This window comes from Paenibacillus sp. ALJ109b (assembly GCF_010747435.1).
In the GTDB taxonomy this organism is placed as follows: Bacteria; Bacillota; Bacilli; order Paenibacillales; family Paenibacillaceae; genus Paenibacillus; species Paenibacillus taichungensis.
Genome location: NZ_JAAIFP010000030.1, coordinates 70166 through 94814, shown reverse-complemented (window position 1 = coordinate 94814; position 24649 = coordinate 70166). Strand labels below are relative to the sequence as shown.

25 protein-coding genes and 1 riboswitch are annotated in these 24649 nt (G+C 45.9%); of the genes, 10 read left to right on the top strand and 15 right to left on the bottom strand.

Features of this window, described 5'->3' with window-relative positions:
• Positions 1 to 2: 2 nt before the first annotated feature.
• Together sda and G3352_RS25800 are read right to left on the bottom strand one after the other, a co-directional pair.
• Positions 3 to 146, bottom strand: a complete 144-nt coding sequence (sda, locus tag G3352_RS25805; protein WP_017692430.1) for a sporulation histidine kinase inhibitor Sda — start codon at positions 144 to 146, stop codon at positions 3 to 5.
• Between the two features lie 355 nt (positions 147 to 501).
• Entirely contained in the window at positions 502 to 1161 is a 660-nt protein-coding gene (locus tag G3352_RS25800; protein WP_076290905.1) for a YheC/YheD family protein, read from the bottom strand.
• 236 nt (positions 1162 to 1397) lie between these two features.
• On the opposite strand from G3352_RS25800, the gene G3352_RS25795 reads away from it, so the two are divergent.
• Positions 1398 to 1652, top strand: coding sequence for a hypothetical protein (locus G3352_RS25795; protein ID WP_063566109.1), 255 nt, complete (start codon positions 1398 to 1400; stop codon positions 1650 to 1652).
• Positions 1653 to 1678: 26 nt separating this feature from the next.
• Positions 1679 to 3205, top strand: a complete 1527-nt coding sequence (locus G3352_RS25790; protein WP_163761053.1) for a Ppx/GppA phosphatase family protein — start codon at positions 1679 to 1681, stop codon at positions 3203 to 3205.
• On the opposite strand, the gene ppk1 is transcribed toward G3352_RS25790, so the two are convergent.
• Positions 3165 to 5246 (bottom strand): polyphosphate kinase 1, encoded by a 2082-nt coding sequence (ppk1, locus tag G3352_RS25785; protein WP_076290907.1) that lies wholly within the window; start codon positions 5244 to 5246, stop codon positions 3165 to 3167. The two genes, G3352_RS25790 and ppk1, sit on opposite strands and share 41 nt — an antisense overlap.
• 247 nt (positions 5247 to 5493) lie before the next feature.
• Between ppk1 and G3352_RS25780 the strand changes: the two genes are divergently transcribed.
• From G3352_RS25780 to G3352_RS25770, 3 genes are all read left to right on the top strand, one after another.
• Entirely contained in the window at positions 5494 to 5721 is a 228-nt protein-coding gene (locus G3352_RS25780; RefSeq protein ID WP_072735535.1) for a hypothetical protein, read from the top strand.
• A 415-nt stretch (positions 5722 to 6136) separates the two neighbouring features.
• Complete coding sequence (locus G3352_RS25775) at positions 6137 to 7117, top strand: glycoside hydrolase family 53 protein (protein WP_236703614.1); 981 nt, start codon at positions 6137 to 6139, stop codon at positions 7115 to 7117.
• 478 nt (positions 7118 to 7595) lie between these two features.
• Positions 7596 to 7973, top strand: a complete 378-nt coding sequence (locus G3352_RS25770) for a hypothetical protein (protein WP_163761052.1) — start codon at positions 7596 to 7598, stop codon at positions 7971 to 7973.
• Between the two features lie 226 nt (positions 7974 to 8199).
• Here the strand turns inward: G3352_RS25770 and G3352_RS25765 are convergent, their stop codons facing one another.
• Together G3352_RS25765 and G3352_RS25760 are read right to left on the bottom strand one after the other, a co-directional pair.
• A complete protein-coding gene (locus tag G3352_RS25765) occupies positions 8200 to 8841 on the bottom strand; it encodes an NAD(P)-dependent oxidoreductase (RefSeq protein ID WP_163761051.1) in 642 nt (213 codons plus the stop codon).
• Between the two features lie 216 nt (positions 8842 to 9057).
• On the bottom strand, positions 9058 to 9414 hold the full coding sequence (locus G3352_RS25760; RefSeq protein ID WP_163761050.1) for a HesB/IscA family protein: 357 nt from the start codon (positions 9412 to 9414) through the stop codon (positions 9058 to 9060).
• A 629-nt stretch (positions 9415 to 10043) separates the two neighbouring features.
• On the opposite strand from G3352_RS25760, the gene mqnE reads away from it, so the two are divergent.
• Both mqnE and G3352_RS25750 read left to right on the top strand, forming a co-directional pair.
• Positions 10044 to 11150, top strand: a complete 1107-nt coding sequence (gene mqnE / locus G3352_RS25755; protein ID WP_053783250.1) for an aminofutalosine synthase MqnE — start codon at positions 10044 to 10046, stop codon at positions 11148 to 11150.
• Positions 11151 to 11372: 222 nt separating this feature from the next.
• Entirely contained in the window at positions 11373 to 12434 is a 1062-nt protein-coding gene (locus G3352_RS25750; protein ID WP_063566178.1) for an NAD(P)/FAD-dependent oxidoreductase, read from the top strand.
• Here the strand turns inward: G3352_RS25750 and G3352_RS25745 are convergent.
• Complete coding sequence (locus G3352_RS25745; RefSeq protein ID WP_163761049.1) at positions 12431 to 12685, bottom strand: YuzB family protein; 255 nt, start codon at positions 12683 to 12685, stop codon at positions 12431 to 12433. The two genes, G3352_RS25750 and G3352_RS25745, sit on opposite strands and share 4 nt — an antisense overlap.
• 80 nt (positions 12686 to 12765) lie before the next feature.
• Here G3352_RS25745 and G3352_RS25740 point away from each other — a divergent pair, with 80 nt between their 5' ends.
• Positions 12766 to 13011 (top strand): NifU family protein, encoded by a 246-nt coding sequence (locus G3352_RS25740; RefSeq protein WP_024632664.1) that lies wholly within the window; start codon positions 12766 to 12768, stop codon positions 13009 to 13011.
• 68 nt (positions 13012 to 13079) lie between these two features.
• Here the strand turns inward: G3352_RS25740 and G3352_RS25735 are convergent, their stop codons facing one another.
• Positions 13080 to 13859 carry an SDR family oxidoreductase gene (locus G3352_RS25735; RefSeq protein ID WP_163761048.1) on the bottom strand — a complete coding sequence of 260 codons (780 nt, stop codon included), beginning with the start codon at positions 13857 to 13859 and terminating at the stop codon, positions 13080 to 13082.
• Between the two features lie 324 nt (positions 13860 to 14183).
• On the opposite strand from G3352_RS25735, the gene G3352_RS25730 reads away from it, so the two are divergent.
• Complete coding sequence (locus tag G3352_RS25730) at positions 14184 to 15182, top strand: DUF2167 domain-containing protein (protein ID WP_163761047.1); 999 nt, start codon at positions 14184 to 14186, stop codon at positions 15180 to 15182.
• Between the two features lie 185 nt (positions 15183 to 15367).
• Here G3352_RS25730 and G3352_RS25725 read toward each other — a convergent pair whose 3' ends face one another.
• The 6 genes from G3352_RS25725 to G3352_RS25700 all read right to left on the bottom strand — a co-directional run bounded on the left by G3352_RS25725 (position 15368) and on the right by G3352_RS25700 (position 20907).
• A complete protein-coding gene (locus G3352_RS25725) occupies positions 15368 to 16204 on the bottom strand; it encodes a MetQ/NlpA family ABC transporter substrate-binding protein (protein ID WP_076290912.1) in 837 nt (278 codons plus the stop codon).
• An 80-nt stretch (positions 16205 to 16284) separates the two neighbouring features.
• Positions 16285 to 16944 (bottom strand): methionine ABC transporter permease, encoded by a 660-nt coding sequence (locus tag G3352_RS25720; RefSeq protein WP_076290913.1) that lies wholly within the window; start codon positions 16942 to 16944, stop codon positions 16285 to 16287.
• On the bottom strand, positions 16945 to 17979 hold the full coding sequence (locus tag G3352_RS25715) for a methionine ABC transporter ATP-binding protein (RefSeq protein WP_163761046.1): 1035 nt from the start codon (positions 17977 to 17979) through the stop codon (positions 16945 to 16947).
• A 127-nt stretch (positions 17980 to 18106) separates the two neighbouring features.
• A riboswitch (SAM riboswitch) is annotated at positions 18107 to 18248 on the bottom strand.
• A gap of 130 nt (positions 18249 to 18378) precedes the next feature.
• Positions 18379 to 19107: a Cthe_2314 family HEPN domain-containing protein gene (locus tag G3352_RS25710; RefSeq protein WP_163761045.1), complete on the bottom strand. Its 729-nt coding sequence runs from the start codon at positions 19105 to 19107 to the stop codon at positions 18379 to 18381.
• 214 nt (positions 19108 to 19321) lie between these two features.
• Entirely contained in the window at positions 19322 to 20245 is a 924-nt protein-coding gene (locus tag G3352_RS25705; protein WP_256336683.1) for a COX15/CtaA family protein, read from the bottom strand.
• Between the two features lie 317 nt (positions 20246 to 20562).
• Positions 20563 to 20907: a thioredoxin family protein gene (locus G3352_RS25700; protein ID WP_063566123.1), complete on the bottom strand. Its 345-nt coding sequence runs from the start codon at positions 20905 to 20907 to the stop codon at positions 20563 to 20565.
• A gap of 143 nt (positions 20908 to 21050) precedes the next feature.
• Here G3352_RS25700 and G3352_RS25695 point away from each other — a divergent pair, with 143 nt between their 5' ends.
• Positions 21051 to 22331 (top strand): DUF2515 family protein, encoded by a 1281-nt coding sequence (locus G3352_RS25695; protein WP_163761044.1) that lies wholly within the window; start codon positions 21051 to 21053, stop codon positions 22329 to 22331.
• Positions 22332 to 22481: 150 nt separating this feature from the next.
• On the opposite strand, the gene G3352_RS25690 is transcribed toward G3352_RS25695, so the two are convergent.
• On the bottom strand, positions 22482 to 24110 hold the full coding sequence (locus tag G3352_RS25690) for a putative polysaccharide biosynthesis protein (RefSeq protein ID WP_099858137.1): 1629 nt from the start codon (positions 24108 to 24110) through the stop codon (positions 22482 to 22484).
• Between the two features lie 60 nt (positions 24111 to 24170).
• Entirely contained in the window at positions 24171 to 24611 is a 441-nt protein-coding gene (locus G3352_RS25685) for a DUF456 domain-containing protein (RefSeq protein ID WP_063566179.1), read from the bottom strand.
• Positions 24612 to 24649 lie beyond the last annotated feature (38 nt).

The window sequence follows — 24649 nt, the reverse complement described above, 5'->3', positions numbered from 1 at the left end:
CTCTAGTGAAGAATGGCAGATACGTCGGTACCCAGTTTGCGCTTATGGATTTCTGCCAACAGCAGTGCGATGAAATCTCGTTCGAGATTCAACTCAATCGCCTTATGGTAGGAATCCAACAACATCTCATCGGATAACATAGCCATTTCCCGCCACAACCTTTCCTTTTTTTTCCTCAAAACTATCATATCAGAGATTTATAAAGAGAACAAGCGTTCTTGTTATCCACAACGTCATGTGGAAATCCTGTGTATAGTTTGTTGATAAATGGTAAAAATGTTGACTGATCAACGTGGATAGTGTGGACAGTATTTATACACAGGACCGTAGCTTATCAAACAGAACGATTATCATAGCGTTTTTTTTAGAATAAATTCATAGTTTCAAGAGTTGATGCGAGTAAATTACCCTTTTTTGTTAAATTCCAAACGTTTTCCATCTAGTTTCCTTCTATATTACTATCGGATTTTCTTTGGATTTTTTTAGCTTTTGTCACCATTTTCATTGCGGTCTGGTGTTCACTTCCAAAATCCATATCTTTCCTGAATGATCCAGTCCATAATCGAAGCCGAGCTGTCCCACACCTGGGAACTGTCTTTCCATAATATGCGTACAGGTAAGTGTCAGTGAACGCATCTCGCGACGTTTATGTTTTCCAGAAATATGAGGAAGAGACAAACCGAGCGCTCTCCTACCGGACAGCATCGTTCCTCCTTTGCTAAGATTGGTCACGACCAGTCCTGGACGAGCGAGCCGTCCCACTATTGAACGGAATACCCAGCCTCTTTCCGTCTTGACGACTTTGACTCTGTAATCGACAGGTCTGCCTTGAATGGTGGCCAAATGAATGCCTTGCTGGATCAGGTATCTCCGTCTGGCTTTTACACGGATTAGAGAACGGTACATCTGATTAAACTGAGTAAAAGAACGGGTTATTTTCATATGAGTGTACCGATAGACGCCTCCGCTTGCTGATACTCTAATGACACCGTAACCTCCACCACCAACAATAGGTTTGATATACACCATTCCATAATGACTAAGCATGTTTAGCAGATTCCCCGAGTTGAACGCCTTCGTCTGTGGGATGTGGACAGCAGCTACCGGATATTTCAACAGCGCCGCTGTCTTCAGCCATTTGCTTGCAAGCTGTCTCGACATGGGTTGATCTCCTTTCGTGAACAATAGTCCTTCCTTATACATACTCAACAGAAGCCGTGCTTTCTTGGATGTCTGTCCAAGGCTAGGGCCCCTTTTCCTTTGATATAGTCCATCAGCTTGGTTCAAGGCCGGAACAGGCGCCTGGTTTGCTTTTCAAACGCATCAATCTATCGTATGCTACTAAGGAATGGTTTGGAGAGGCTTAAATATGAGGATCTAAGGAGCGTTCAGAAGACATGGAATCATTTTTTAAATCACTGTATGGCGTAGCCTATTTTGCAATTTCTATCGTTCTGGTAGCCATTACGGTACTTCTATTCGTTACAGGTATTCGACTGTTTATGAAGAAAAGCAATCGCGGTTTTGCTGTAAGTTGTATTCTGTTTGCCTGCTTTATCGTCTTCATCATTGTGGTCATGCTGACCACGCCCTTCTCCTCGACGCCTCCGGGTTCACCGGAAGCCATGGCTGCCTTGCTGAAAGTCGGGTAGATTAACCTCTGTAGAAGGAGATGCTTATGACACATAACGAAATACTCGGAATCATCGATATCGGTTCCAATTCCATTCGTCTGGTTATTTATGAACTCGACCAGGATGGAGCCTATCGCATCATTCATGAAGACAAATATGCCGCTCGTCTAAGCAATGTGGTTGAACAAGACGGAACCATCCTGCGACATTCACTTGACAAGGCCATTACGATTTTGCGACAATTCAGGGCTACTTGCGAAGCATATCAAACCAAGCTTATCCGGGCTGCAGCTACGGCAGCCATTCGGAATGCAGGCAATGCCCCAGAAATTATAGGTTGGTTGGAAGCCGAGACGGGACTTACCATCGAATGTGTATCCGGTGATCAGGAAGCCTATTACGGTTTCCTAGGTGTCACTCAATCGATTGATATTGCAGATGGTTACGTCGTGGATATTGGCGGCGGCAGTACCGAGATCACTGTATTCCGTGATCGAAAAAGACTGCACAGCATCTCTCTGCCTATTGGTGCGGTTAACTCACATGCCCGTTATGGTGGGGAAGATCAGTGGACTGAGGCAAATGCGGCTGCACTATGTAATGAAGTTATACAGGCATTAAGCGATCAGGATTGGGTTACACAGCATCCCGGACTACCTCTCATTGGACTTGGTGGCACCATGCGTACACTGGCCAAAGTGGAGCAGAAGAGAACACAATACTCACTACCAGTTACGCATCATTATGAAATCGGTGCAGAAGAGATGGATAATATCGCTCGTTCTTTGCCACATCTAACCTCGGCACAACGCAAGAAAGTTCCCGGACTTGCCAAGGATCGTGCCGACATTATTGTTCCAGGTGTACTTATATTGCGGACGGTCTTCCGAATCATCCAGGGGGATCGTTATGTCGTGAGCGGAGCGGGATTACGGGATGGTTTGCTAAGGGATCTCCTGGCTGAAGGTAAGCCAGTCGTGCCAGATGCGCTGCGAGACAGCATTCGCAACTTCATTCATTTTGGTCCACCCATTCCGGAGAAACGTCTGAATCGGATTCACCATGATGCACTTACCCTGTATACCGCCTTACAAGGTAGTGCTCCCGATCCAGCGGATGCCCGGATTTTGTACACGGTCTCCATGCTGCACATGGCTGGAAAACAGATTAACTACTTCCGGTATCCGCAGCACTCGGCTTATTGGATCATGAATGCAAGCATCTACGGACTATCTCACCGGGAGACCATCCTGAGTGCCATTGCAGCCGATTATCATCCAAAAAAAAGAACGCCCCAGCTGCTGCATAAGCACAGGGACATTCTAAAGGATTCGGACGAACGGCATGCCCATCGTTTGGGCTCTCTACTGCGCGTGACTGAAGCAATTAATCGATCTGAAAGTATAACCGCCATAAAGGCAACAAAAGAAAACGACTCGCTGCAGATGCAATTCATCTGTACAGCCGAGCCGTTACTGGAACTGAGCGGCCTTGACGATGCCGTCAAGGATTTACAGGAAGCTTGGGGAGTTACGTTAACGCACTCCATTCAGCAGGCTTCCAAGGAATAATGCCCATCGCCTCCGTCTGACTTCTCAGCGGGGGCTTTTCATTTTGTACAAAAACATAATTACCGCCAGGCATGAGCTCTCTTGCCTTCACATTATCCATGAGTGACAGATTCAATATGTCGACCAACATCTTTTTCAGCTCTGGATCAAACACGGGACACATCAGTTCTATTCTCCGCTTCAAATTACGGGTCATCCAGTCTGCACTGGATAGATACACATCCGGGTTCCCGCTATTTTCAAAATAAAACAGTCTGGAATGTTCCAGGAACCGGTCCACGATGCTAATCACCCGAATATTCTCGCTAAGTCCCTCTACCCCCGGACGCAAGCAGCATACACCGCGCACGATCAGATCGATCTGTACTCCAGCTTGAGATGCCAGATACAATTCATCAATGATATCCTGATGGGATAAAGAATTGATTTTGGCAATAATCCTGGACGGTCTTCCCTTGAAGGCATGTTCCCTTTCCCGACGAATGAGCGCGAACAGTTCATCCTTCATGCCGTCAGGGGCGACGCGGAATGCCTGCAAGGCTTTGGGTCCTGAATAACCGGTAATCTCATTAAACAATTCCGATGCGTCTTCACCAATGATCGGATTGGAGGTAAACAGTCCTACATCGGTGTACACTTTGGCCGTACTTTCATTATAGTTACCTGTTCCAACATGCACGTACCTTCTCAGACCACTCTGTTCCCTGCGTACGACGAGAATAATCTTGGCATGGGTCTTTAATCCGACCAATCCATATACGACATGACAACCTGCCTTCTCCAGCGTGCGGGCCCATGCAATATTACGTTCTTCATCAAATCTGGCTTTCAATTCAACAACAACCGTCACCTGTTTGCCGCTCTCGGCTGCATGAGCCAGTGCGGGGATGAGACGGGAATCACCATTCACCCGATATAACGTCATTTTGATCGCCATCACGCGCGGATCTTCCGAAGCTTCCACAATAAAATCCGTTACCGGTTCGAACGATTCGTATGGATGATGAACGAGCACGTCCCGTTTACGCAGCAATTCGAAGTGACTTTCTCGAGGAAGGAACTCCAGGGGATACACAGGCTGCACCGGACTATATTTCAGATGAGAGAAGCCATCCAAACTATCTACGAACCCGGCCAGAAAGCTCAAATCCAGCGGTCCATCGATCTCGTACACAGGGTCTTGAATATCGAACTCTTCCTGCAACTCTAGCAACGCATCCGGGCGGAAATCCTTGCAAATTTCCAACCGTACCGGTGCTCCCCGGCGTCTGCGCCGCAGCTCCTTCTCGATCGCCTCAAGTAAATCCTCAGCTTCTTCTTCATTAATGGAAAGATCCGCATTGCGGGTCACTCTGAACTCCTGAACAGCCAGCGGCACATATCCGCTGAATAAGGTATGAATATGATGCTTAATGAGATCCTCGATGAGAATGAACGTTTTCTTTTTACTATTAGCCCTTAAAGGCACCTGAACGACCCGCGGCAGATTAGAGGGAACCTGCACAATAGCCAAAAATGGCTCTCCCTCCTGCTCTTCTTCCTTCTGCAGCATCACGGACAGATATACAGACTTATTGTGTACCAGTGGGAATGGCCGGCTCGAATCGATAGCCATCGGTGTTAATACGGGAAAAATGATCTCATGAAAGTACTGGTCCATTGCTCGCTGTTGGGTCATATTTAGATCTGTATATTCCTGAAAATGGACACCTTTCTTGGCGAGAAGACGAATCAGTTCCCGATACGTTTTATATTGCTCGGCGACCATGGTCCCCGTTCGTTTAATTAATCTACGGTACAAACCGGCAGGGGTGTAGCCCGTAAAATCCTTTTGCGTAAATCCAGCCTTGATCTTCTCTTTCGTCTCCGCTACCCTTACACTTACGAACTCGTCCAGATTACTGGCGACAATACCAAGAAACCTCATACGTTCCAGCAGAGGTGTTGTTGGATCTTGCGCCTCCTGAAGCACACGACGATTGAATTCTACCCAACTCAAATCACGGTTAACGTAGTTACCTGTTTTAACATCTCTATGCATGTATGGCCTCCGAATTTGTTACATATCTATTCTTGGTTAGATGTTCTCAACTAATTGTACTATTCGTGATTGGCTACAAGCGTCAGCGTAGTGTAAACGCAATGTAAAATTTATGTAAATGATACCTCATGACGATAACTTTTTCCATCCCTTTACAAAGAGCAGGAGACAGAGTAAAGTGATCTACAGTGTAAAATGTCCGGTTGCTGTCCACATTCTAAAATTGTTTTTGTTAAAGGAGTATATAATGAAATCGAACAAACCTAGAACGTTACAAAAAAATATAGAGTTTTTCACAGCTGCACTATCCCAATGCACGGTAACCGCATGGCAGGAAGATCCGGCTGGCGTATATTGTGAAGTGGGCCGTGGCATCGTAGAACAGATCAGCGAAGACAGCGTTAGAATTCGCAACGACAACGGTACGAAGAGTCATTATGATCGGGATATCACGATGTTCCAAACCGAAAAATAATTTTGCGTATATATGAAAAAAAGACTAGCTTTCCAGAAAAGAGTGTTGTATACTCTTGCCACAAGGAAAGGAGGTGCGTCAACATATCTAATCACATGTTGAACGTGTCCCTTACCCGATCCACTAGCTCAAAATAAACTGTTCTGGTGGAGGCGCGGGATACGGATCAAGGTTTCAAAAAGCGCCACGGGTAGAAAAGCCGTCTTCGGACGGCTTTTTGTTTTGTCTTTTTTCGGGAGAGGTTGAAAAAACAACCAAAATATTGGAAATGGACCCTGTAGCTGAGTAAATGATGCTCGATATAATTAGGTTGCAACTCAACCCATATTCGAGGAGGCATATTGTAATGTTCAAAAATGTAAGGGGTTTCAAAACATCCATCGCTCTGGTCTTTGTTTTGTTATTCACCTCCATTATGCTGCCAGCAGGCCAGCATGCCAGTGCTGCACCGAGCTTCGCCAAAGGGGCCGACATCAGTTGGGTGCCCGGGATGGAAGCGCAAGGTTACAAATGGAAAGACAAAAACGGCGTGCAGCGTGATATTATTGATATTTTGAAAAATGATTACCAGATCAACTCCGTTCGTATTCGTGTCTTTGTTAATCCTTCGAATGATTATGGTAACGGTTACATGAACAAAGATCGTGCAGCTGCTCTGGCCCTGCGTGCCAAAAATGCAGGCATGAGTGTCATGTTGACCCTGCACTATAGCGATTCCTGGGCTGACCCTGGTCAACAAACGAAACCTGCGGCCTGGAAAAACTACACGTTCCAACAGCTGATGGATGCCGTATGGAATCACACGCGTGAAGTCATGACAGCCATGCAGAGCAAAGGCGTAACCCCGGACTGGGTACAAATCGGTAACGAAACAAGCAACGGTATGTTATGGGAGGATGGAAAAGCATCCACCAACATGAAAAACTATGCGTGGCTGGTGAACACGGGCCATAATGCCGTAAAATCCATCAGCACCAACACCAAAACAATTGTTCACCTCGCAGGTGGGGACGATAACGCCCTCTATGTATGGAATATCGGTGGTCTGATCGATAACGGTGCCAACTTTGACATGATTGCCATGTCCCTCTATCCTTCCGCTTCCGGCTGGAACACGGCTGTCACCAATGCTGTGAATAATGCCAAGGATCTGATCAACCGGTATGGTAAGGAGATTATCGTATCGGAAATCGGGATGGATAATACCCAACCGGCAGCCGGTAAAAGTTTCGTCGCAGCGATGAAAACGCAATTCCGCAACCTGCCGAGCAGCAAAGGTAAAGGTGTATTCTATTGGGAGCCTGAAGCAACGCCGGGCTACAACGGCGGTTACAGCAAAGGTGCATGGCAGTCTAACGGCTTGCCGACTGTAATGTTGGAAGGATTTATCGACTAAACACGGGGATAAGTTACTGTTGAGCAGTAGGTGGCGTTACGGGTACGGATCGTTCTTTCGATCGCTGTTGTATCCAAATTTTCTTGAATCAAATTTTTATTAGTTGAAATTTGGATACAAAGGCGCACGCTTCGCTTCTACAGAATCGATTCCTTCCCCTCCACTATGTTTGCTGCTTATGAGATACTTCTAAAATGTGTTAAGTAGGAATTTGGGGTAGGAAAAAGAAAAAGGCGCTACTTCCGTGGGGGAGTAGAGCCTTTTTTTGGGGGTTGTAGTGAGTATAAGCTAGGCTAGTTGGTTTGCTTCTTCAGTTTGGGTAGATAGGTTAGATCGAATTCGTTGAATTGGTTCATGTTAATTAGGAACGCTTGATGAATCTGAACGTAAATAGTCTTATCGTTCATATACTTATATAATTAAGACAAAAGATTCAGACAGCACATGTGCAACCTTATTTAAAAGGTGGGGAATATATATGGGATTTTTAAAAGAACTGGGTCAGTTTGCAGGAGAAGTGACCGGAAAAGTACTGGGCGGCACCGTCCGAGTGGCCGGAGAACTTACAGGAAGTCCATTTATTAAAGAAATTGGTAATGGCGTAGAAAAAGCTACGATTAATACAGGGAAAACGGTAGGACAACTTGCCAGCGGTACATATGATATGGCGAGTGGTGTGATCAGAAAAGACAATACAACGTTAGATGCGGGACTTGCCGATATTGGAGGTGCTGTTTCTAATACAGCTAAAGGCGTAGTGGTATCAGCTAAGTATGTGTATAACGGCGGCAAAGATGTGGTTGTCGGCATGAAAGACGAGGACATGGAGAGAGTAAGCTCGGGGCCAAGAATCTAATTGCCGCTGCGGCAGTCACTACATTGGCTGTAGGACTCGTTGAGGTTGTAGATAGTGTTGAAAGTATGGAGTCGGCAGAGTCCGTAGAATTGATAGAAAATCCAAATACAGATGACGTTACACCTCACTAGCATCGAGGATTTTAGAGCTTCAACTTCATAAGAAAAAATGGACGCTAATCAGTATAATGATTGGCGTCCATTTTTCATCTTCAAGTTCAATTCAATTACTTCGCTTCGCCTACAACCGTAAAGCGTTCGTTCTTATGCTGGGGGTTTTCGATCTCATCGACCAAAGCGATGGCATAGTCAGCATAGCTGATGTAGCTGTTGCCTTCACTGTTCACCAGAATCTGATCTTTACCCGATTGGTATTTGCCTGTGCGTATACCCTCTGGATTAAAGAATCCCGCCGGGCTCAGGAACGTCCATTGGATACCTGAGGAAGCTTGCAGATCCTGCAAGTTTTTACCCTGGTTGGTTGCTGTTGCTTTGTATGCATCAGGGAATCCAGGGGAGTCTACAACCCGCAAGGTTTGGGTTTCATCTGTGAACAGACTGCCTGCACCACCAACAACGATCAGACGAGTATTCGGCGCCTCTTTCAGTATGTTAATCAGGGCTTGTCCTGCTTCCACATGCAGATTCTCTTTACCAGCTGGTGCACCAAATGCATTGACGATCACGTCGAATGATTTGGCATCCTCTGCCGTGAGGTCAAATACATCTTTTTCAAGTACATTCAGACTTTTATCTTCTACCTTAGATGCGCTACGAACGATCGCTGTCACTTCATGCCCTCTATCCAACGCTTCTCTCAAAATTAAATTCCCTGCTTTGCCTGTCGCGCCAATAATTCCAATCTTCATCATAATCTCTCCTTTGTGATTAGGCTCTGTTAAATCTCATAATGTAACTATATTAGTTACAACATAAGTTGTCAACTTCACCTCTCTAAAAAAGCGTCCAGGTGCACACCTTAATATGAACAACCAAAGTACATACCAAACCACCACGCAAAAAAAGACCTCCATAACGTAATTAGTACAAGACTAATCCGCTATAGAGGTCGTGATTCGCAACTATTAACAATCTTTATCCGGTACGCCTGCTTCTTCCCTCGTACGGAAGGATGATCCACAGCCGCATGTTGCCACTGCATTCGGGTTGTGAATGGTGAAACCGCCGGACATGCCGGATTCTTCAAAATCAATTTCGAGTCCATTCAAATATTTCAGGTTTTCCTTCTCTACAACAACCTTCATATTCTGAATATCCATATAGAGGTCCTCATCGGACTCTTTATCATCAAAGCCCATGGCGTACGAAAAGCCGGTACAACCGCCCGGTGCTACGCCAAGACGCAAGAACATACCAGGTGTCTCTTGCTGTGCAAGCATTTCTTTCAATCTGTCAGCAGCCGTTTCGCTGATGTTAATCATGCCAGGTCACTCTCCTTTTTCATATAAAATCATGTTCAAAAAGGGCGCTTTTCAGTACCAAGAAGATGGGATGAAGATAGAAATGGAGTAGCGGAGCGTAGGCAAAACTACGTGAGCAACGGACATTTCGGCTGAATCCCATATTCGACGCTGAGATGCCGCTAGGCATCCTTCGTAATCAAAAGCGTACTTTTTGAACAACCTTTCGTTAACTCTTCTTTAAATTATACTCCACCCCGTCAAGGGGCTCAAGTCATCTTTGCCTGTTTCCGCGTTCCCCCTTAACTCCTTTTTCTTCCCAGTGTATTGAACCCCCGGGACACGAGGTTTATAATGAGTAGGTGATCGCTTTGAAATGTCGATATTTTGTCATGACTTATTCGAGTGATGATCATATATAGAGTTGTAATTTTTTTCACATTTCGAGACTGTACGCAGTCCCCAATGCATATAGAGTCACAAGACTCACTTTATTGAAAAAATTAGCTTTACGTACGCAGCACAGGCTGCACCGGGTAAATAAGAGTTAGTCCATATAAGAAGCGGCAGATGACCGCATCTTTTCTATGTAGTTCTGTAAGTAAGTCCTACACACAACTCGTTTCCGGTTAAGAATAGGAGGATACAAAATGTCTACATTGGTAACACCGTTCACAGACAAAAGAATGGCTGAAATCGTTGAGAAAGTGCAGAACGGCGTAAGGCTGACCGTAGAAGACGGCGTTTATCTGTATGAATCGGATGATCTGCTGACTTTGGGCCAACTGGCCAATGAGGCCAACCTGCGTAAGAATGGCAAGAAAGTTTATTTTATTGAAAACATGAGCCTTTATTTTACCAACGTATGTGAAGCTCATTGTGCCTTCTGTAACTTCCGCAAAGATCAGGGCGAAGATGGCTCTTACACATTGTCTGGTCAGGAAATGATTGATTACGTAGAACAGCATATTCACCCAGGTGTACGCGAGTTCCATATTGTAGGCGGACATAACAACCATGTTCCTTTTCAATATTATGTCGATTCCTTGCGTGCTTTAAACGAGAAATATCCGGACGTTACGCTGAAAGCCTACACGGCGGCCGAGATTGATTTCTTCACTCGCATCAGCGGACTGAGCATCAAGGAAGTACTACAAGAACTGCAAAAAGCAGGTCTGAAATCACTGACTGGTGGCGGCGCTGAGATCCTGTCCGATGAATACCGCAAAAAAATGCGCGTAAACAAAGCAAACGTTGACCGTTATCTGGAAGTGCACCGTACTGCTCATAATTTGGGCATGCGTACCCATACCACGATGCTTTATGGATCCATTGAGTCCTATGAAGATCGTGTGAACCATATGGTACAGATTCGTGAATTGCAAGATGAAACCAACGGATTTATGGTCTTTATCCCACTTTCCATGCAGCCGAAAAGCAAAAACGCCAGCATCATGCGGCGTAACTCTGCATACGAGGATCTCAAAACGATTGCGATTAGCCGTCTGATGCTGGATAACATTGATCATATCAAAGCCTACTTCATCAACATCGGTCCACAGCTGACTCAAGTCGCTCTGGGATTCGGTGCTTCGGATGCACACGGCACGATCGTTCGCGAACGGATTAGTCATGCAGCAGGTGCACTAACGCCTGAAGGCCTTACCCGCAAAGAGCTTATTTGGTTAATTAAGGGTGCTGGACGCATTCCGGTTGAACGTGATACGTTCTACAATGAAATTCAAGTGTACGAATAGCATGTAGTATGAGGCATCATTCCCATAAGCGACTTTCATTCTACCCGGGAGCGTTTGGCATGGAGTGGTGCAGATTGCTGAAGCATATCTGTAATTTTAAATGCCCATTTTCAATCATTTCAAATCCAGATTAAAAAAACAGGAGCAGCTATGTTATTGCATAGCTGCTCCACAGGTTACAGCCCCGTTCACACGGGACTGATGCAGAAAGGAAGCCGAGTCATGAAAAATTTCGTCATTCTCGGAGGCGGCTACGGTGGCCTCACGATTATCAAGGAACTTCTGGAAGGCAAGATCCCGTCAGATACACAAATCGTGTTGGTGGACCGCAGTCCCTTCCAAGGATTGAAAACTGAATATTACGCACTCGCAGCAGGGACCGTATCCGATTATGACCTGCGTATCCAATTCCCAGTCAGCGACAAAGTCACTTATCGTTACGGAGAAGTAACTTCGATTGACTTGGAACAGCGTCAGATTGAATTTGAAGGCCAGGACCCGTTGGAGTATGACAAGCTCGTGATTGGACTTGGATGTACAGACCGATTCCACAATACGCCGGGAGCCGAGGAATATAGCTGTACAATTCAAAGCTTTAGCAAAACACGGGAAACCTACCTTCGTCTTAACGAAGTCAAAGCTTATGGTAACGTGCATATCGTCGGCGGTGGATTGAGCGGCGTCGAGATCGCTGCCGAGCTTCGTGAGAGCAGACCGGATCTGAACATCAGCATCCTGGACCGTGGAGAACGTGTATTATCCGCTTTTCCGCAGCGCTTGTCCGCTTATGTTCATGAATGGTTTGGTGAACATCAGGTCGAGACACGTGGGCATATTGCCATTTCCCGACTTGAACCGAACGCCATTTTCAACCGGGATGAAGAAATTCTAACGGATGCGGTAGTCTGGACAGCCGGCATTCAGCCCGTAAAAGTCGTACAGGATCTCGATGTGACCAAGGATCCACAAGGTCGTGTCGTACTGAACGAATATTATCAAATTCCAGAATATACCGATGTTTATGTAGTAGGTGACTGCGCCAGCGTGCCTTATGCACCAAGCGGTCAGGCTGCCGAAGTACAGGGTGAACAAATCGCCCATATTCAGCATGCCCTCTGGAAAGGCGAAAAGCCCAATCCGCAGCCACTCAAGCTTCGTGGCACACTCGGTGCACTCGGCAAAAAGGCTGGATTTGGGCTGATGGGCAAAACGTCCATGATGGGACGTGTGCCACGTATTCTAAAAAGCGGTGTGCTCTGGATGTCCAAGCGTCATCTCGGTTAATCGAGATCCAACTCATCCCAGGCATCGGCTTCGGCAATTTTGGCCAAGATGGCGTTATATAAATCCTCCACTTTGTCGGTGATAACTAACTCACCATTCACCAGTGCAAATGGATTCATGTAACATTGGCCGCAATTGCTGAGGCAGCCGTATTCTATCACATCATAGTCTGGATTTTCTTCCAGTTGATCCATGACTTCATCTGTGCCAAAATGCATATTATTGGCACAAAATTCAATAATCGGTCTCATGTAGGTTCACCTGCTTTGTTTGACCATTTTAATTTGTGGCCAATTGTAATATACTATAGTGAGGAAAGGAGTTGAAAAAAATGAGCGAAAACGCACAAAGCACCATGTATGATGAGGTATCTGAAGTGCTTGACAAACTTCGTCCGTTCCTGCAACGCGATGGCGGTGACGTGGAACTGGTCGACGTGGAGGACGGCATTATTAAGCTGAAACTGGTCGGTGCCTGCGGCAGCTGCCCAAGCTCCACCATTACCTTAAAAGCCGGGATTGAACGCGCCCTTCTCGAAGAAGTTGAGGGTGTCGAAGAAGTCGTACAAGTATTCTAATCAATCCTTCACGAAATAAACCTCAAGAACCTTTCGCTTCGCATGAAGCGGAGGGCTCTTTTTTTGTGCTATGCATCCTCACGCTGTATGTTAGGACGAATCGGATCAAGTCCTCCAGATACATCCATAATGTTACCTGTTATAAAATCGGAATGATCCAGACACAGATAAGTGATCACCCGCGCAATATCTTCACCGCTCCCAGGACGTCCTCTCGGCGTTTCCTCGTCGGTTATCCCTGCCATCTCATCAATCGTTTTCTCTTTGTTGGCACCACGAATATCACCTGGACAGACCATATTAACCGTAATGCCGTAGGGAGCTTCCTCCACAGCAAGTGTCTTTGTAAATGAAACCAGACCTACCTTCGCAGCAGCATAAACCGCCCGATGAGGCCATGACCTCGCTTCTCCCGCATGACTGAAGCCAAAATGTATAATTCGTCCCCACTGCTTGCGCCGCATCTCCGGCAATACACGCTGATCCAGCAACATCGGTCCAAGCAGGTTTCCTTGTACAAGCATCTGAACCTCATCTTCGGAATACTCGGCAAACAGTCGTCGTTCACGGACAAAAGGGCCTGCGTTGTTCACAAGAATATCAATGCTGCCCAGTTCCTCTTCAACCTGTGCAACGAGCATGGTGATCTCTTCTGTCTTGGAAATATCGGCCTGAATGGCAATACACCGCACTCCTTTGGCGATAATCTGAGCCTGTAATGCCTCAGCTTCCGTACGGCTATGTACGTAATTCAGAGCAATATGACAACCCTGATCCGCCAGACTGAGGGCCGTCATTTTACCAAGCCCTTTGGCACTTCCCGTTATGAGGGCAATCTTTCCCTTCACGTTCATCCCCCTCTTCAAAGAGCAGTCACTCATCCAGTATAAAAGATTTATCATCCCCCCACAACTCGCGTTTCCCACCAATCTGTACCATTTGCAAGAAAGTGTAAAATAAGGACTAAATACTTAGCTTTCAAAGCACTGAAATAAAATGAATTAGGTCTTTTGTAGGAAAATTAACCCTTTATATCCAGATTCCCCTTGTCGGGTTTGAGTACCTATGGTACTGTCGATAAGTCCTTATTTTCTTATGAATATAACGACACAATACATATGTTCATGTAAATGACAACATTGCATGACAACTTCGAAAGGAATACAGCGTAAATGAAAAGATGGTTAGCCTCTCTACTCGCAATTTTGCTTATCGCCTCATTTCAAGCTCCATTCTCGACCACAGCATCTGCAGAAAGTGAAAGTAATAGCTCCACGGAAGATTATCAATGGATTGACGGGCCTTCAAACGTAGTACTTGATAACAAAGCAACATTAAACGTAGCTGAAAATCTCTCCTATCTCGATGCAGCTAACACCCAAAGGTTTTTGGAGGACACCGACTCCTTCCCCAATGGAACAGAAATCGGAAGTATCTATGGCGCCGGCGAAAACTCCAACTGGTATGTTATCTTTGAATATAACGATACCGGTCATGTCGATGACAGTGAAAAAGACGATCTGGACGCCGATGAACTGCTCGATAGCTACAAAAGAGGTACAGAAGAACAAAATGAGAAAACGACACCCGAAAATCAGCTGTTTATCAACGGATGGGAAATTGAGCCCGCCTATGACAGCAGCAAACATCAATTGATCTATTCTCTTGGTCTTGAGGATGCAGAGCGGGAAAAACTCGTCAATTACAATGTGAATGTACTCACCCGTGAAGGATACATCGGTGTTATCCTCGTTACGGATAGTGCCAATTTTGAAGAAAACCGCAAACAGTTTGAAAACTCCGTGCTTAACCAGCTCAACGTGATCAAAGGAAACACCTATGAAGAGTTTGATGCATCCGTAGACAAAAAATCAGAACTCGGCCTGACCAGTCTGATTCTCGGTGGTGCTGGTGTAGCTGTAGCTAAGAAAGTCGGATTATTGCTTTTGCTCAAAAAAGGGTGGTTTGTCATCGTGGCCGCCATTGTTGGTGCTTTCGGATGGATTCGTCGCAAGCTGACTGGACGCAAAAAGAATGCTGACCCAGGAGATCAGAATTCGCTATCTCCTGCAGAGGAAGCTTACCAACAGCATGCTGCTGGACAGGAGTCCGCAGGTCCTGATGTCCAACAGACAGATGGACATTCAGATACTGATCCGAATAAACGTTAAGCTTATAAGTAAAGTACTTATAATAATAAGTACTACATCGAAGTGCCCTTACATCAAAACGCTCTTTAACATGATGTACAAAACAAAAAGCCCTGCATTCTCTATAAAGAGGATGCAGGGCTTTCTTTAGTAGCGCCGTAAGAAGTGGCGCCGAGTACAATTTATTTTCAGCTTAAACGTTCAGTTTAAAACGCAGGTTCTACAGCACCTTGATAACGATCTTTGATGAATTTTTTAACCTCTTCGGAATGCAGAGCTGCAGCCAGTTTTTGGATGGCATCTGCATCTTTGTTATCTTCACGGGATACGAGGATGTTTGCATAAGGGTTACCTTGCAGGTCCTCGATCAGCAGCGCATCCTTCTCTGGGTTCAGATTGGCTTCCAGCGCGTAGTTGGCGTTGATGAATACCAGGTCTGCTTCATCCAGTTGACGAGGCATCATGGCTGCATCCAGCTCGATGATATTCAGGTTTTTCGGATTAGCTGTAATATCCTGAATCGTAGAAGTGATATTTGTGTTGTCTTTCAGCGTGATAAGTCCTTCTTTTGCGAGCAACAACAGTCCACGACCGCCGTTGGATGGGTCATTAGGGATGGCTACTTTTGCGCCGTCTTTCAACTCATCCAATGATTTGATTTTTTTGGAATAGCCAGCAAATGGCTCAACATGCACAGGTGTTACAGCAACGAGGTGGAAACCACGTTCTTTGTTCTCTGTATCCAGGTAAGGTTGGTGTTGGAAAAAGTTCGCGTCCAGTTGTTTATCTTCAAGCTGTTGGTTAGGTTGAACATAATCATTGAAAGTCACGATTTGCAAGCGAATGCCTTCAGCTTCGAGTTCAGGCTTGATGCTTTCCAAAATTTCCGCATGTGGTGTAGGTGATGCTCCCACTTTCAATTCTACGGTGCGCGGTGCGCCTCCAGCATTGTCAGCGCCGCTGTCGGAATCCTTGTTGTTTCCGCAAGCCGCTAGAACCGCAATCAGCATAATACTAAGTAGAGCAAAAGACCATTTTTTCATGTGTAAAACCCCTTCTCCAATAAATTTTTTTTGCATTTTGCCCCAAATCGATACCGAATCAGGCAAATGCTATATATGTGTTATTTCCTGGTGAACCATTTAACCAAACGATCGCCAGCCATCTGAAGCACTTGCACCAGAATGATCATAAATACAACGGATATAATCATAATTTCATTCTGATAACGGAAGTATCCGTAGTTGATTGCCAATGTTCCCAGACCTCCACCACCAACCATTCCCGCCATCGCCGTGTAGGAAACAAGGGTAACGATTGTAATGGTGATCCCGGCTAGCAGACCCGGCAATGCCTCTGGCAGAAGCACACGCCTTACAATCTGTCCGGTTGAAGCCCCCATCGCCTGTGCCGCTTCAATGACGCCACGATCCACTTCACGCAGTGTAGTTTCCACCAACCGGGCAAAGTATGGAGCTGCGGCAATGACGAGCGGAGGTATAACACCCAGCACCCCTGTAGCTGTGCCAACCAGTGAACGCGTAAACGGAATGAGTGCAACAATCAGAATGATAAATGGCACTGATCGCAGAATGTTTACAATAAACGATAGTATCGTGTACACCACTTGAGACTGAATCGAAGTCGACCTTGCCGTCATAAACAGCAATACGCCTAACGGTAGACCAATGATGATCGTGAACAGGCCCGATGCTCCCAGGATTTGCAGCGTTTCAATTGAAGCCTTACCGATTTCTTCCCAACGTACCGTTGAAAAATCCATTTAACGAAGCACCTCCACATCAAGTCCCTGATCCACTAACTCTTTAATGGTGAGATTAATCTCATCTAACTGCCCCTCAAACCGAACGGTCAGCTGTCCATAGGGAACTTGTTTGATCGTTGAAATGGTGCCTTGCAATATGGCGAAATCCACTCCTGTTTTACGAACCGTTCTGGACAAAATCGCCTCATAGGTTTTATTGCCCAGGAAGGATATTTTCACAAGCTTAGAAGCTCCGTTCGTCTGTAATGAGACATCTGCACTCGCCAGAGCGGTCTCTTCTAATGCAATTCCAACCTCATGATCCCGCATCATAAAGTCACGCGTAATGGCATGCTGCGGCTTAAGGAATACTTCCGTCACTGGGCCTTGCTCCACGATGCCTCCCTGATGGATAACCGCCACCTGATCACAGATATTCTGGATCACGTGCATCTCATGGGTAATTAGAACAATCGTCAGGTTATACTTTTTATTGATATCCAGCAATAACTTCAGAATCGAATCGGTTGTCTGGGGATCAAGTGCCGATGTGGCCTCATCACACAGCAGCACGTTCGGATCACTCGCGAGCGCTCTTGCAATACCAACCCTTTGCTTCTGTCCGCCTGACAGCTGGGCCGGATATTTATTGCTGTGGTCCTCCAGTCCAACCAATGCAAGCATTTCCTTCACTTTGCGATCAATTGCAGCTTTGGGCGTATTAACGAGCTTCAAAGGAAAAGCCACATTGTCATACACCGTAGCTGAGGATAACAGATTAAAGTGTTGAAAAATCATGCCGATCTTACGCCGTTGTTGTTGCAGATCGGACTTATTAAGATCGGTTAGGTTGATTCCATCAACCCAAACCTCGCCTGCCGTGGGGCGTTCGAGCAAATTGATACAACGAATCAATGTACTCTTGCCTGCACCGGAATGACCGATAACCCCAAATATTTCACCCTTGCGGATATTCAAATTTAGATCGGATAAGGCCGTCGTACTTTTTGAACCTTTACCGTACGTCTTGGTTAAACCTTTTAATTCAATCAAAATTACTGCTCCTTCCCACTGCCTACATGTATCTTTACCCGAATGAAAGGAAAACTCCCCTTCATCGTACAAAAAAAGAGCCCCTTTTGCAGAAACAAAAAGGGCTCTTCACGTGAAAGATTATACCTTCTCATCTGCCAAAATCGTGCCTTGCACCATTTTGTAGGAATTAGCACCTAACATCTATAAAGTATGACACAGCTGTCATGCAGTTATAAATCGGTTGCCGGGCTTCATCGGGCCTGTCCCTCCGCCGCTCTCGATAAGAAATATTTAATTTATAAGTTCAGTAGTAGTTATAATGTTAATGTCATAAATGTTAATTCCATCTAACTGTCGATCAGGAACTCAGTATAATCCAAGTATTCCGATTTGTCAAAGGCAAATATTACTATCCAATCAGTTCGCCGGTTGATTCATTCCCTGTTTATGCCACTTCTCATTGATGTAGCCATACGCTGCTTTTAACGTCTCACAGACCATATCCACACCTTTGCGGAGTTCCACGAGATGCTGATCCAGATCCTCCAGCTTCACTTTCCCTTGCAAAGTCTGGTGCAGCTGCCACAGATCATCCTGCATTTCGGAGTTCATGTAATGAATCTCCATGTTTCGCCGTTTGCGCAATTTGCTCATTGGCTCACGGTAAGAGTCCTTGATCCGAATTAGTTCGTTGGCAAGAACATAATGCAGCTTATCATATCCGAACTGTCTTAATACGGTGAAATAAGAATAATGAGTTTTAACATTGGTTGTGTTCAGCTCAAATATTTCATTCAACACTGTACCTAATTTATCCAGAATGGCAAAACATCGGATGAAGCCATCCTTATAGAAATAGACGTAACGGGCATACTCTGCTTTTTCTGGTAATGTCATATCATCCGTAGAGCCCGCTTTGACTTTCTGACGGAAATGGGAAGCTGCAAAACAGCTTTGCTCCAATTCATCCAGCGAAGAGATCAATCCCTGGGTCCATATATACAGTTTACGAAAATCATGGGTAGGATCATGGTCCACATGCATCTGTCGCTGAAATAGCTCAAGCGTATCCGCCATCGCTTCCATCGCGTCCTTTAGTATGCCTTCATTCTTACGCGGCTTTTCACCCAGCAACGTTCGCAGCATATATAGCCTCCTCTTTCCACTCTGCAGATCATCAAATTAATAATAATTCATCATATTAAACAAAATCGGAATCAGAGTAAACGTGTGACCGCTGCTTACAATAGGGTGCCCTGACACGCCTGACATCAAACAAAGTTCACCTGTCCAATGATGTACATCATCGGATGGTGAACTTCACTGGATTCATCCCCTGAACTACAATAATTCGGATATATTAGAACCGGTTAACGGGCCGATGCAGCTTGTACACCAGGAAACTCATATAGGTTAATACCCCGAATAAAATGGCAATATCAAGCATATGCGCCAGCGCTACAAACATATACACTTCCGGGCGGTTCATCGTGAGCATCAGTCCAAAACCAATAACCACTTGCAACAAAACCAGAACAACAGAAATGACTCCTAACGCTCTTAATTCCGTGTTATCCGGATGTTTGCGATACGCAAAATGACCGAGAATTGCAATGACAATTACTAATGAAACAGCCGCCACCCGGTGAGCAAAAGCAACAGCTACTCCTCCCGAGAGCTCAGGAATAATCTGCCCGTTACAGAGCGGAAAGCCTGAACAGCCTCCAGCAGAATCCGTATGGCTCACAAATGCTCCAGTATATACCACGAGGTACGTATAAATCGTGGAAAACCACACCAGATTTCGGAAGCCTTTGCTAACTCGCGGATATCGATTCAGTCGTTCCAATCCACCATGGCGAGCTTCCTGCCGAATACCTAGCGCCATCATCAAGGAGCTGGCAAAAGCAATTAAGGCAAATCCGAAATGCAGTGCCATGACTGCGGAAGATTGGGAGAATACGACGGCAAAAGCCCCCATAATTCCCTGGACAATAACAAATATCAGTGTTAACAATGAAAACAATTGCAGATCACGGCGTGATTTGCCAAAACGCAAAAATGCTACAAAAGAGGCTATGGACAAAAGCCCTGCCAGTGCGCTGACGGCGCGATGGGAAAATTCAATTAGTGAGGCAACAGTGTGTGCAGGCACAAGTTTTCCGTTACATAAAGGCCATTCCGCGCCGCAGCCGAGGCCCGATTCCGTTCGGGTCACAACGCCTCCACCAAATGTGGCCAGAAACATGACAAGACAGGTTAATACGGTTAACCATTTAAACAAGGTTAAGTGTTTCAATTTTTTCTCACCCGCTGTTGGTTTAAGATGGCGAAGAACTACATCCTCCGCTTGATTCGGTACTTTGACACTTATTTCACAACTAAATTCATTATACCGGATAAATGTGTCATTGACGCCGCGCTTTGTGACAAAATGTTAACGTCTGTCGAGAAGTTGACCCGCAGGTCATCGGCAAATATGTACATTATTACAACGTTAGTTTTTCCCGAAAACTCGGAAAATACAAACGCCACTTCCCTATTTCAAGAGAAATGGCGTTCCTTTAATTATAACCTTTAACATGGTTAACCTGTCATGCTTTATTTATGAATCGTATTATACACCTCAACTGCACGCTGCAGGAATTGCTCAATCTCTTCTCTCGACTTGCGCAGTTTGTTCACATAACGAACAAGTTCCCGGCCATCTGTGTAAGCTACAAAGCTGGGGATGCCGAGAATATTTTGCTCTTCGCTCACTGTACCCACCTGATCTACGTCGACCTCAACCAACTTCAGCTCACGAGCAAACTTCTCTTCAACTTCAGGCATAAACGGATCGATGTACTTGCAATCGCCACACCAATCTGCCTTAAATACAGCTACAGTCAAACGCGGAGATTGGATTGCCACATCAAATTCTGGTTTCGATGTAATCTTTTCCATTACAACATCTTCCTTTCTATACCTTGTCTTATCCTCTAAGTGAAGCAAATTGCGGAGTGGAAGTCAAATATTCGGCGCATACTGACATCAATAGCTTCTTAAACTAAAAGCGTAATCAGAATATCAGGAAAGGAGGTCATGTCATGACTTCCGTTAAAACGGATTCCTCCGAGCCTGCCCATCATGGGTCAATATTACAGATGGTTCGATCCATACCAGGTGCGGCCCGGGAAGTGTGGAGGGGCAAACAGGCGGCTTGGCAGGCCTCTGCACAGCTTCGTCACCCCTTGCGTGATATGGCTTGGGACTCTGACATGGCTGCTTCCGTACAAACAGAGGTGGAGCGCCTATTGCCTGGAAACGAGAATGCTTTTGCCCGAAATACGCTCAGTGCACTGGTCTGTGAAGAGGACTGCATTATTCTGGAAGAGATCAAGACATTAACGCAGGAAAACAACCGGAGTAATATCACTCGGACAGCAGCATACCTGGAATGTTACGAACAGTATCCAGAGCTGCATTGGGCCCTGCTTGCCCATATGGTATCTCGCAACGGCGGATATCACATGACCGATCTCCAGAGTGACCTTATGCACAATCTTCAAAATCAAACAGACCGTGAGCATATGTATCGACTACTGGAGCGATGCAATGCCCTCATTTTTCAGGACGCATATCCCCAGCTTCTGTTATATATGAACAGCCGTCGGATCGGCCGGAGCTGTTTTCATTTGTTGCCCCATTTTCATGTATCGGCGTTCATGACGCCGTTCTGGGAACGATTTTGGCTGGAGCGATGCAGCTCGCTGCTTAGTGTGGCATTAATTATTAATGAGCAGAACTATATCGAGAGCCGGGTCGTGCAGCATCCCTATTTTCAAAAACAAGTGCTGTCCAAACCCGCATTTCATCTGCATAATCTGGCTGGGCTGAATCATATCGTATTTCCACTCGGACGGGAAAAAGGTCTTGCAGGCCGGGTTATTGAACATTTTGGCAAGCTGGATGAGCGGATTATGTTTGGCAAAGGTTTATATGCGATGCTGTTTGGCGTGGAACAAGTGTTTACTCAAGCATTGGAGTTTGCACGCTCGGTTCCCCACCGTGGCTCACGTGCTGAATACTGGCCTGGTCTGTTCACCGCACATAAAGATGAACCCGGAAAAAATGAGCTCTATAGTCAGGAGCTGCTGGATCAAGAATGGCTAGCAGAAGGACAACGGTTATATAGTCCTGAATTGCTGGCTGTATGGGGTGATACGCCGTATGAACCGATAACAAGGCAGGATTGGCTGCAAAATCGTGATTGCCTCGGTCATCTCACTGCCCCGCGCCGCCCCTGGCTGTTTGAGATGAGCCATGAACATCGGTACGGCATGCTGAAAACTGCATTGGCCCATGATGCAAAAACCTTGACGCATTAAGGACAGAGGCTTTGTCGAGGACTCGTCTAGAAGAAAATAATGCACTACCTTTATTGGTATAAATAAAAAAGCCCTGTCCGCTATGAAAGCAGACAGAGCTTGTACTTATTTCAAACAATATAACGAAGTGTGTATTGTGTGTTGAATCGATTATCCACGTTGCCCGGCTCCACGTTGTAGACGCATGAGCGGACGGAGTATTTTTTGCAAAATACGAGGGTAACTGCCCAGTTCGTCTTTACGAAGTACACGTAGAACAACCATGAGTACCAGATACACGACAACCACAAGCGCACCCACAAACAGACAGGTAACGAGGAATGATACACGTGCTGGCAGGAATAAATCAAAGATGGAGTTCCCAGCCCAGTTCGCTGCAAAACCAACACCTGCTGCAAGCAGCACGGTAATGATGAATCCTTTCCAACGATCACCCATGATCGAGAAATCAACAATTTTGCGAAGTACCCGCAGATTGAGGTACGTAATAACCAGGAAACACAATGCGGTCGCAATAATGATTCCGTAAATGCCAAAAATCGGAGCCAGGATTAAACTCGCTATGAGTTTGACTACGATACCCGCAGCTACACTGATCATTGTAATCCGTGGTTTACCCACCCCAAGCAAAATGGAGTTCGTGGTCATCATCGTAATTTGGAAAATAGTACCGAACGTCAGCAATGTAATGATTGGTGTCCCGTCTGGGCTGGTAAACAGCAAGCCGTTAACGGAATACGCTGCCGCACACAGAGCGATAACGATTGGCATTCCCGTCAGAATCGAAATACGCAAAGCAAGCGTCACCTGATTTTTCAGATGAACTTCATCCTTGCGTGCAAAAGCTGCCGAAATGACTGGCACAAGTGATTGACTCAGTGCGATAGCCAAAATTGGAGGAATGCCTGCAATACTTTGGGCCTTGGCACCGAGAATGGCAAGAACTCCTGTCGCTTCTTCCAGTCCGATTCGTCCGCTAAGCAGTGGAACTACTAGCGATGAATCGATAAAGTTAATCGCCGGAACAGCGAGTGAAGATAATACGATTGGAATCGAAAGTTTGAATATATCGCTGTAAATGCCCCGCATGGGCAATTGCTCCGCACGCTCGTAATTCAATTGCGCTGCACGGTCATTTTTGCGAAGCTTCAAGGTGAAGTACAACATGACAGCAAAAGCGCCAATACTTCCGAATACGCCCCCAAATGAAGCCCCTGCCGCAATGGTTTGATCATCATAATTCCATTGCAGCATAACAAACGCCACGATGATCGCTGTACCTACACGTGCAAACTGCTCCACAATCTGTGAAATGCCGCCTGCCGTCATATTGCCACGACCCTGGAAATATCCACGCATCATTGCGATGGCCGGGAAGAGAAGCAGCGCTGGAGCCAAGGCCCGAATGGCGCTCACCGATTCCGGTACTTTGGATACGTACGTCGCATAATAAGGTGCTGCGAACCATAATAAAGCAGACATAACTACCCCGGCTACAGCCGCAAAGATCAGGGCTGCACGGTAGATTTGTTGAGCTTCACCTGCGCGTCCCAGTGCATAACGTTCCGAGACCATTTTACTAAGTGTACTCGGTATGCCTGCTGTAGCAACGGTTAACAGCATTAAATATACCGTGTTGGAGATGGTAAACGATGCGTTACCGATATCGCCGAGGATATGCTCCAGCGGCACCCGTTGAACCAATCCGAGTACCCTCGCAATCAGCGCAGCTGCCGCCAAGATGAGCGTACCTCTAATGAATGTTTCCTTCTTAGACAAGCCAATTCCCCTTCTTTCCCCCACACCGACGTACATCCAGATGAAGCCGCTCCCGAACGTCTATGCGAATCTTACCACCCAGATAATAAACAGAACAATCATGACGATTTGCAAAATAATTTTCATTACGGTGCTCGTAAACAGCCCCACCACGGAACCAAATCCGACTTTAGAAGCTTTGGCTGGTGAAGAACCTCCGATCAGTTCCCCGATAAAAGCACCGATAAATGGCCCCAGTACAAGTCCGAATGCCGGAATGACAAATGGGCCAATGATGACACCAATCGTACTGAGAGTCGTCGATAATTTGGAGCCGCCGAATTTCTTCACACCCCAGGCACTGACGACATAATCAGCCACAAACAGCACCACTACGATCAAAATCTGGATAATCCAGAACCATACACCGAACGGAACAAAGCTGAAGAACCAGCCATAGACCAGAAACGCGAAGAAAATCGCTACAGCACCAGGCAGTATGGGATATACCGTTCCGGCCATCCCCACTGCAAACAGCAGTACAATTAAAATCCAGCCAA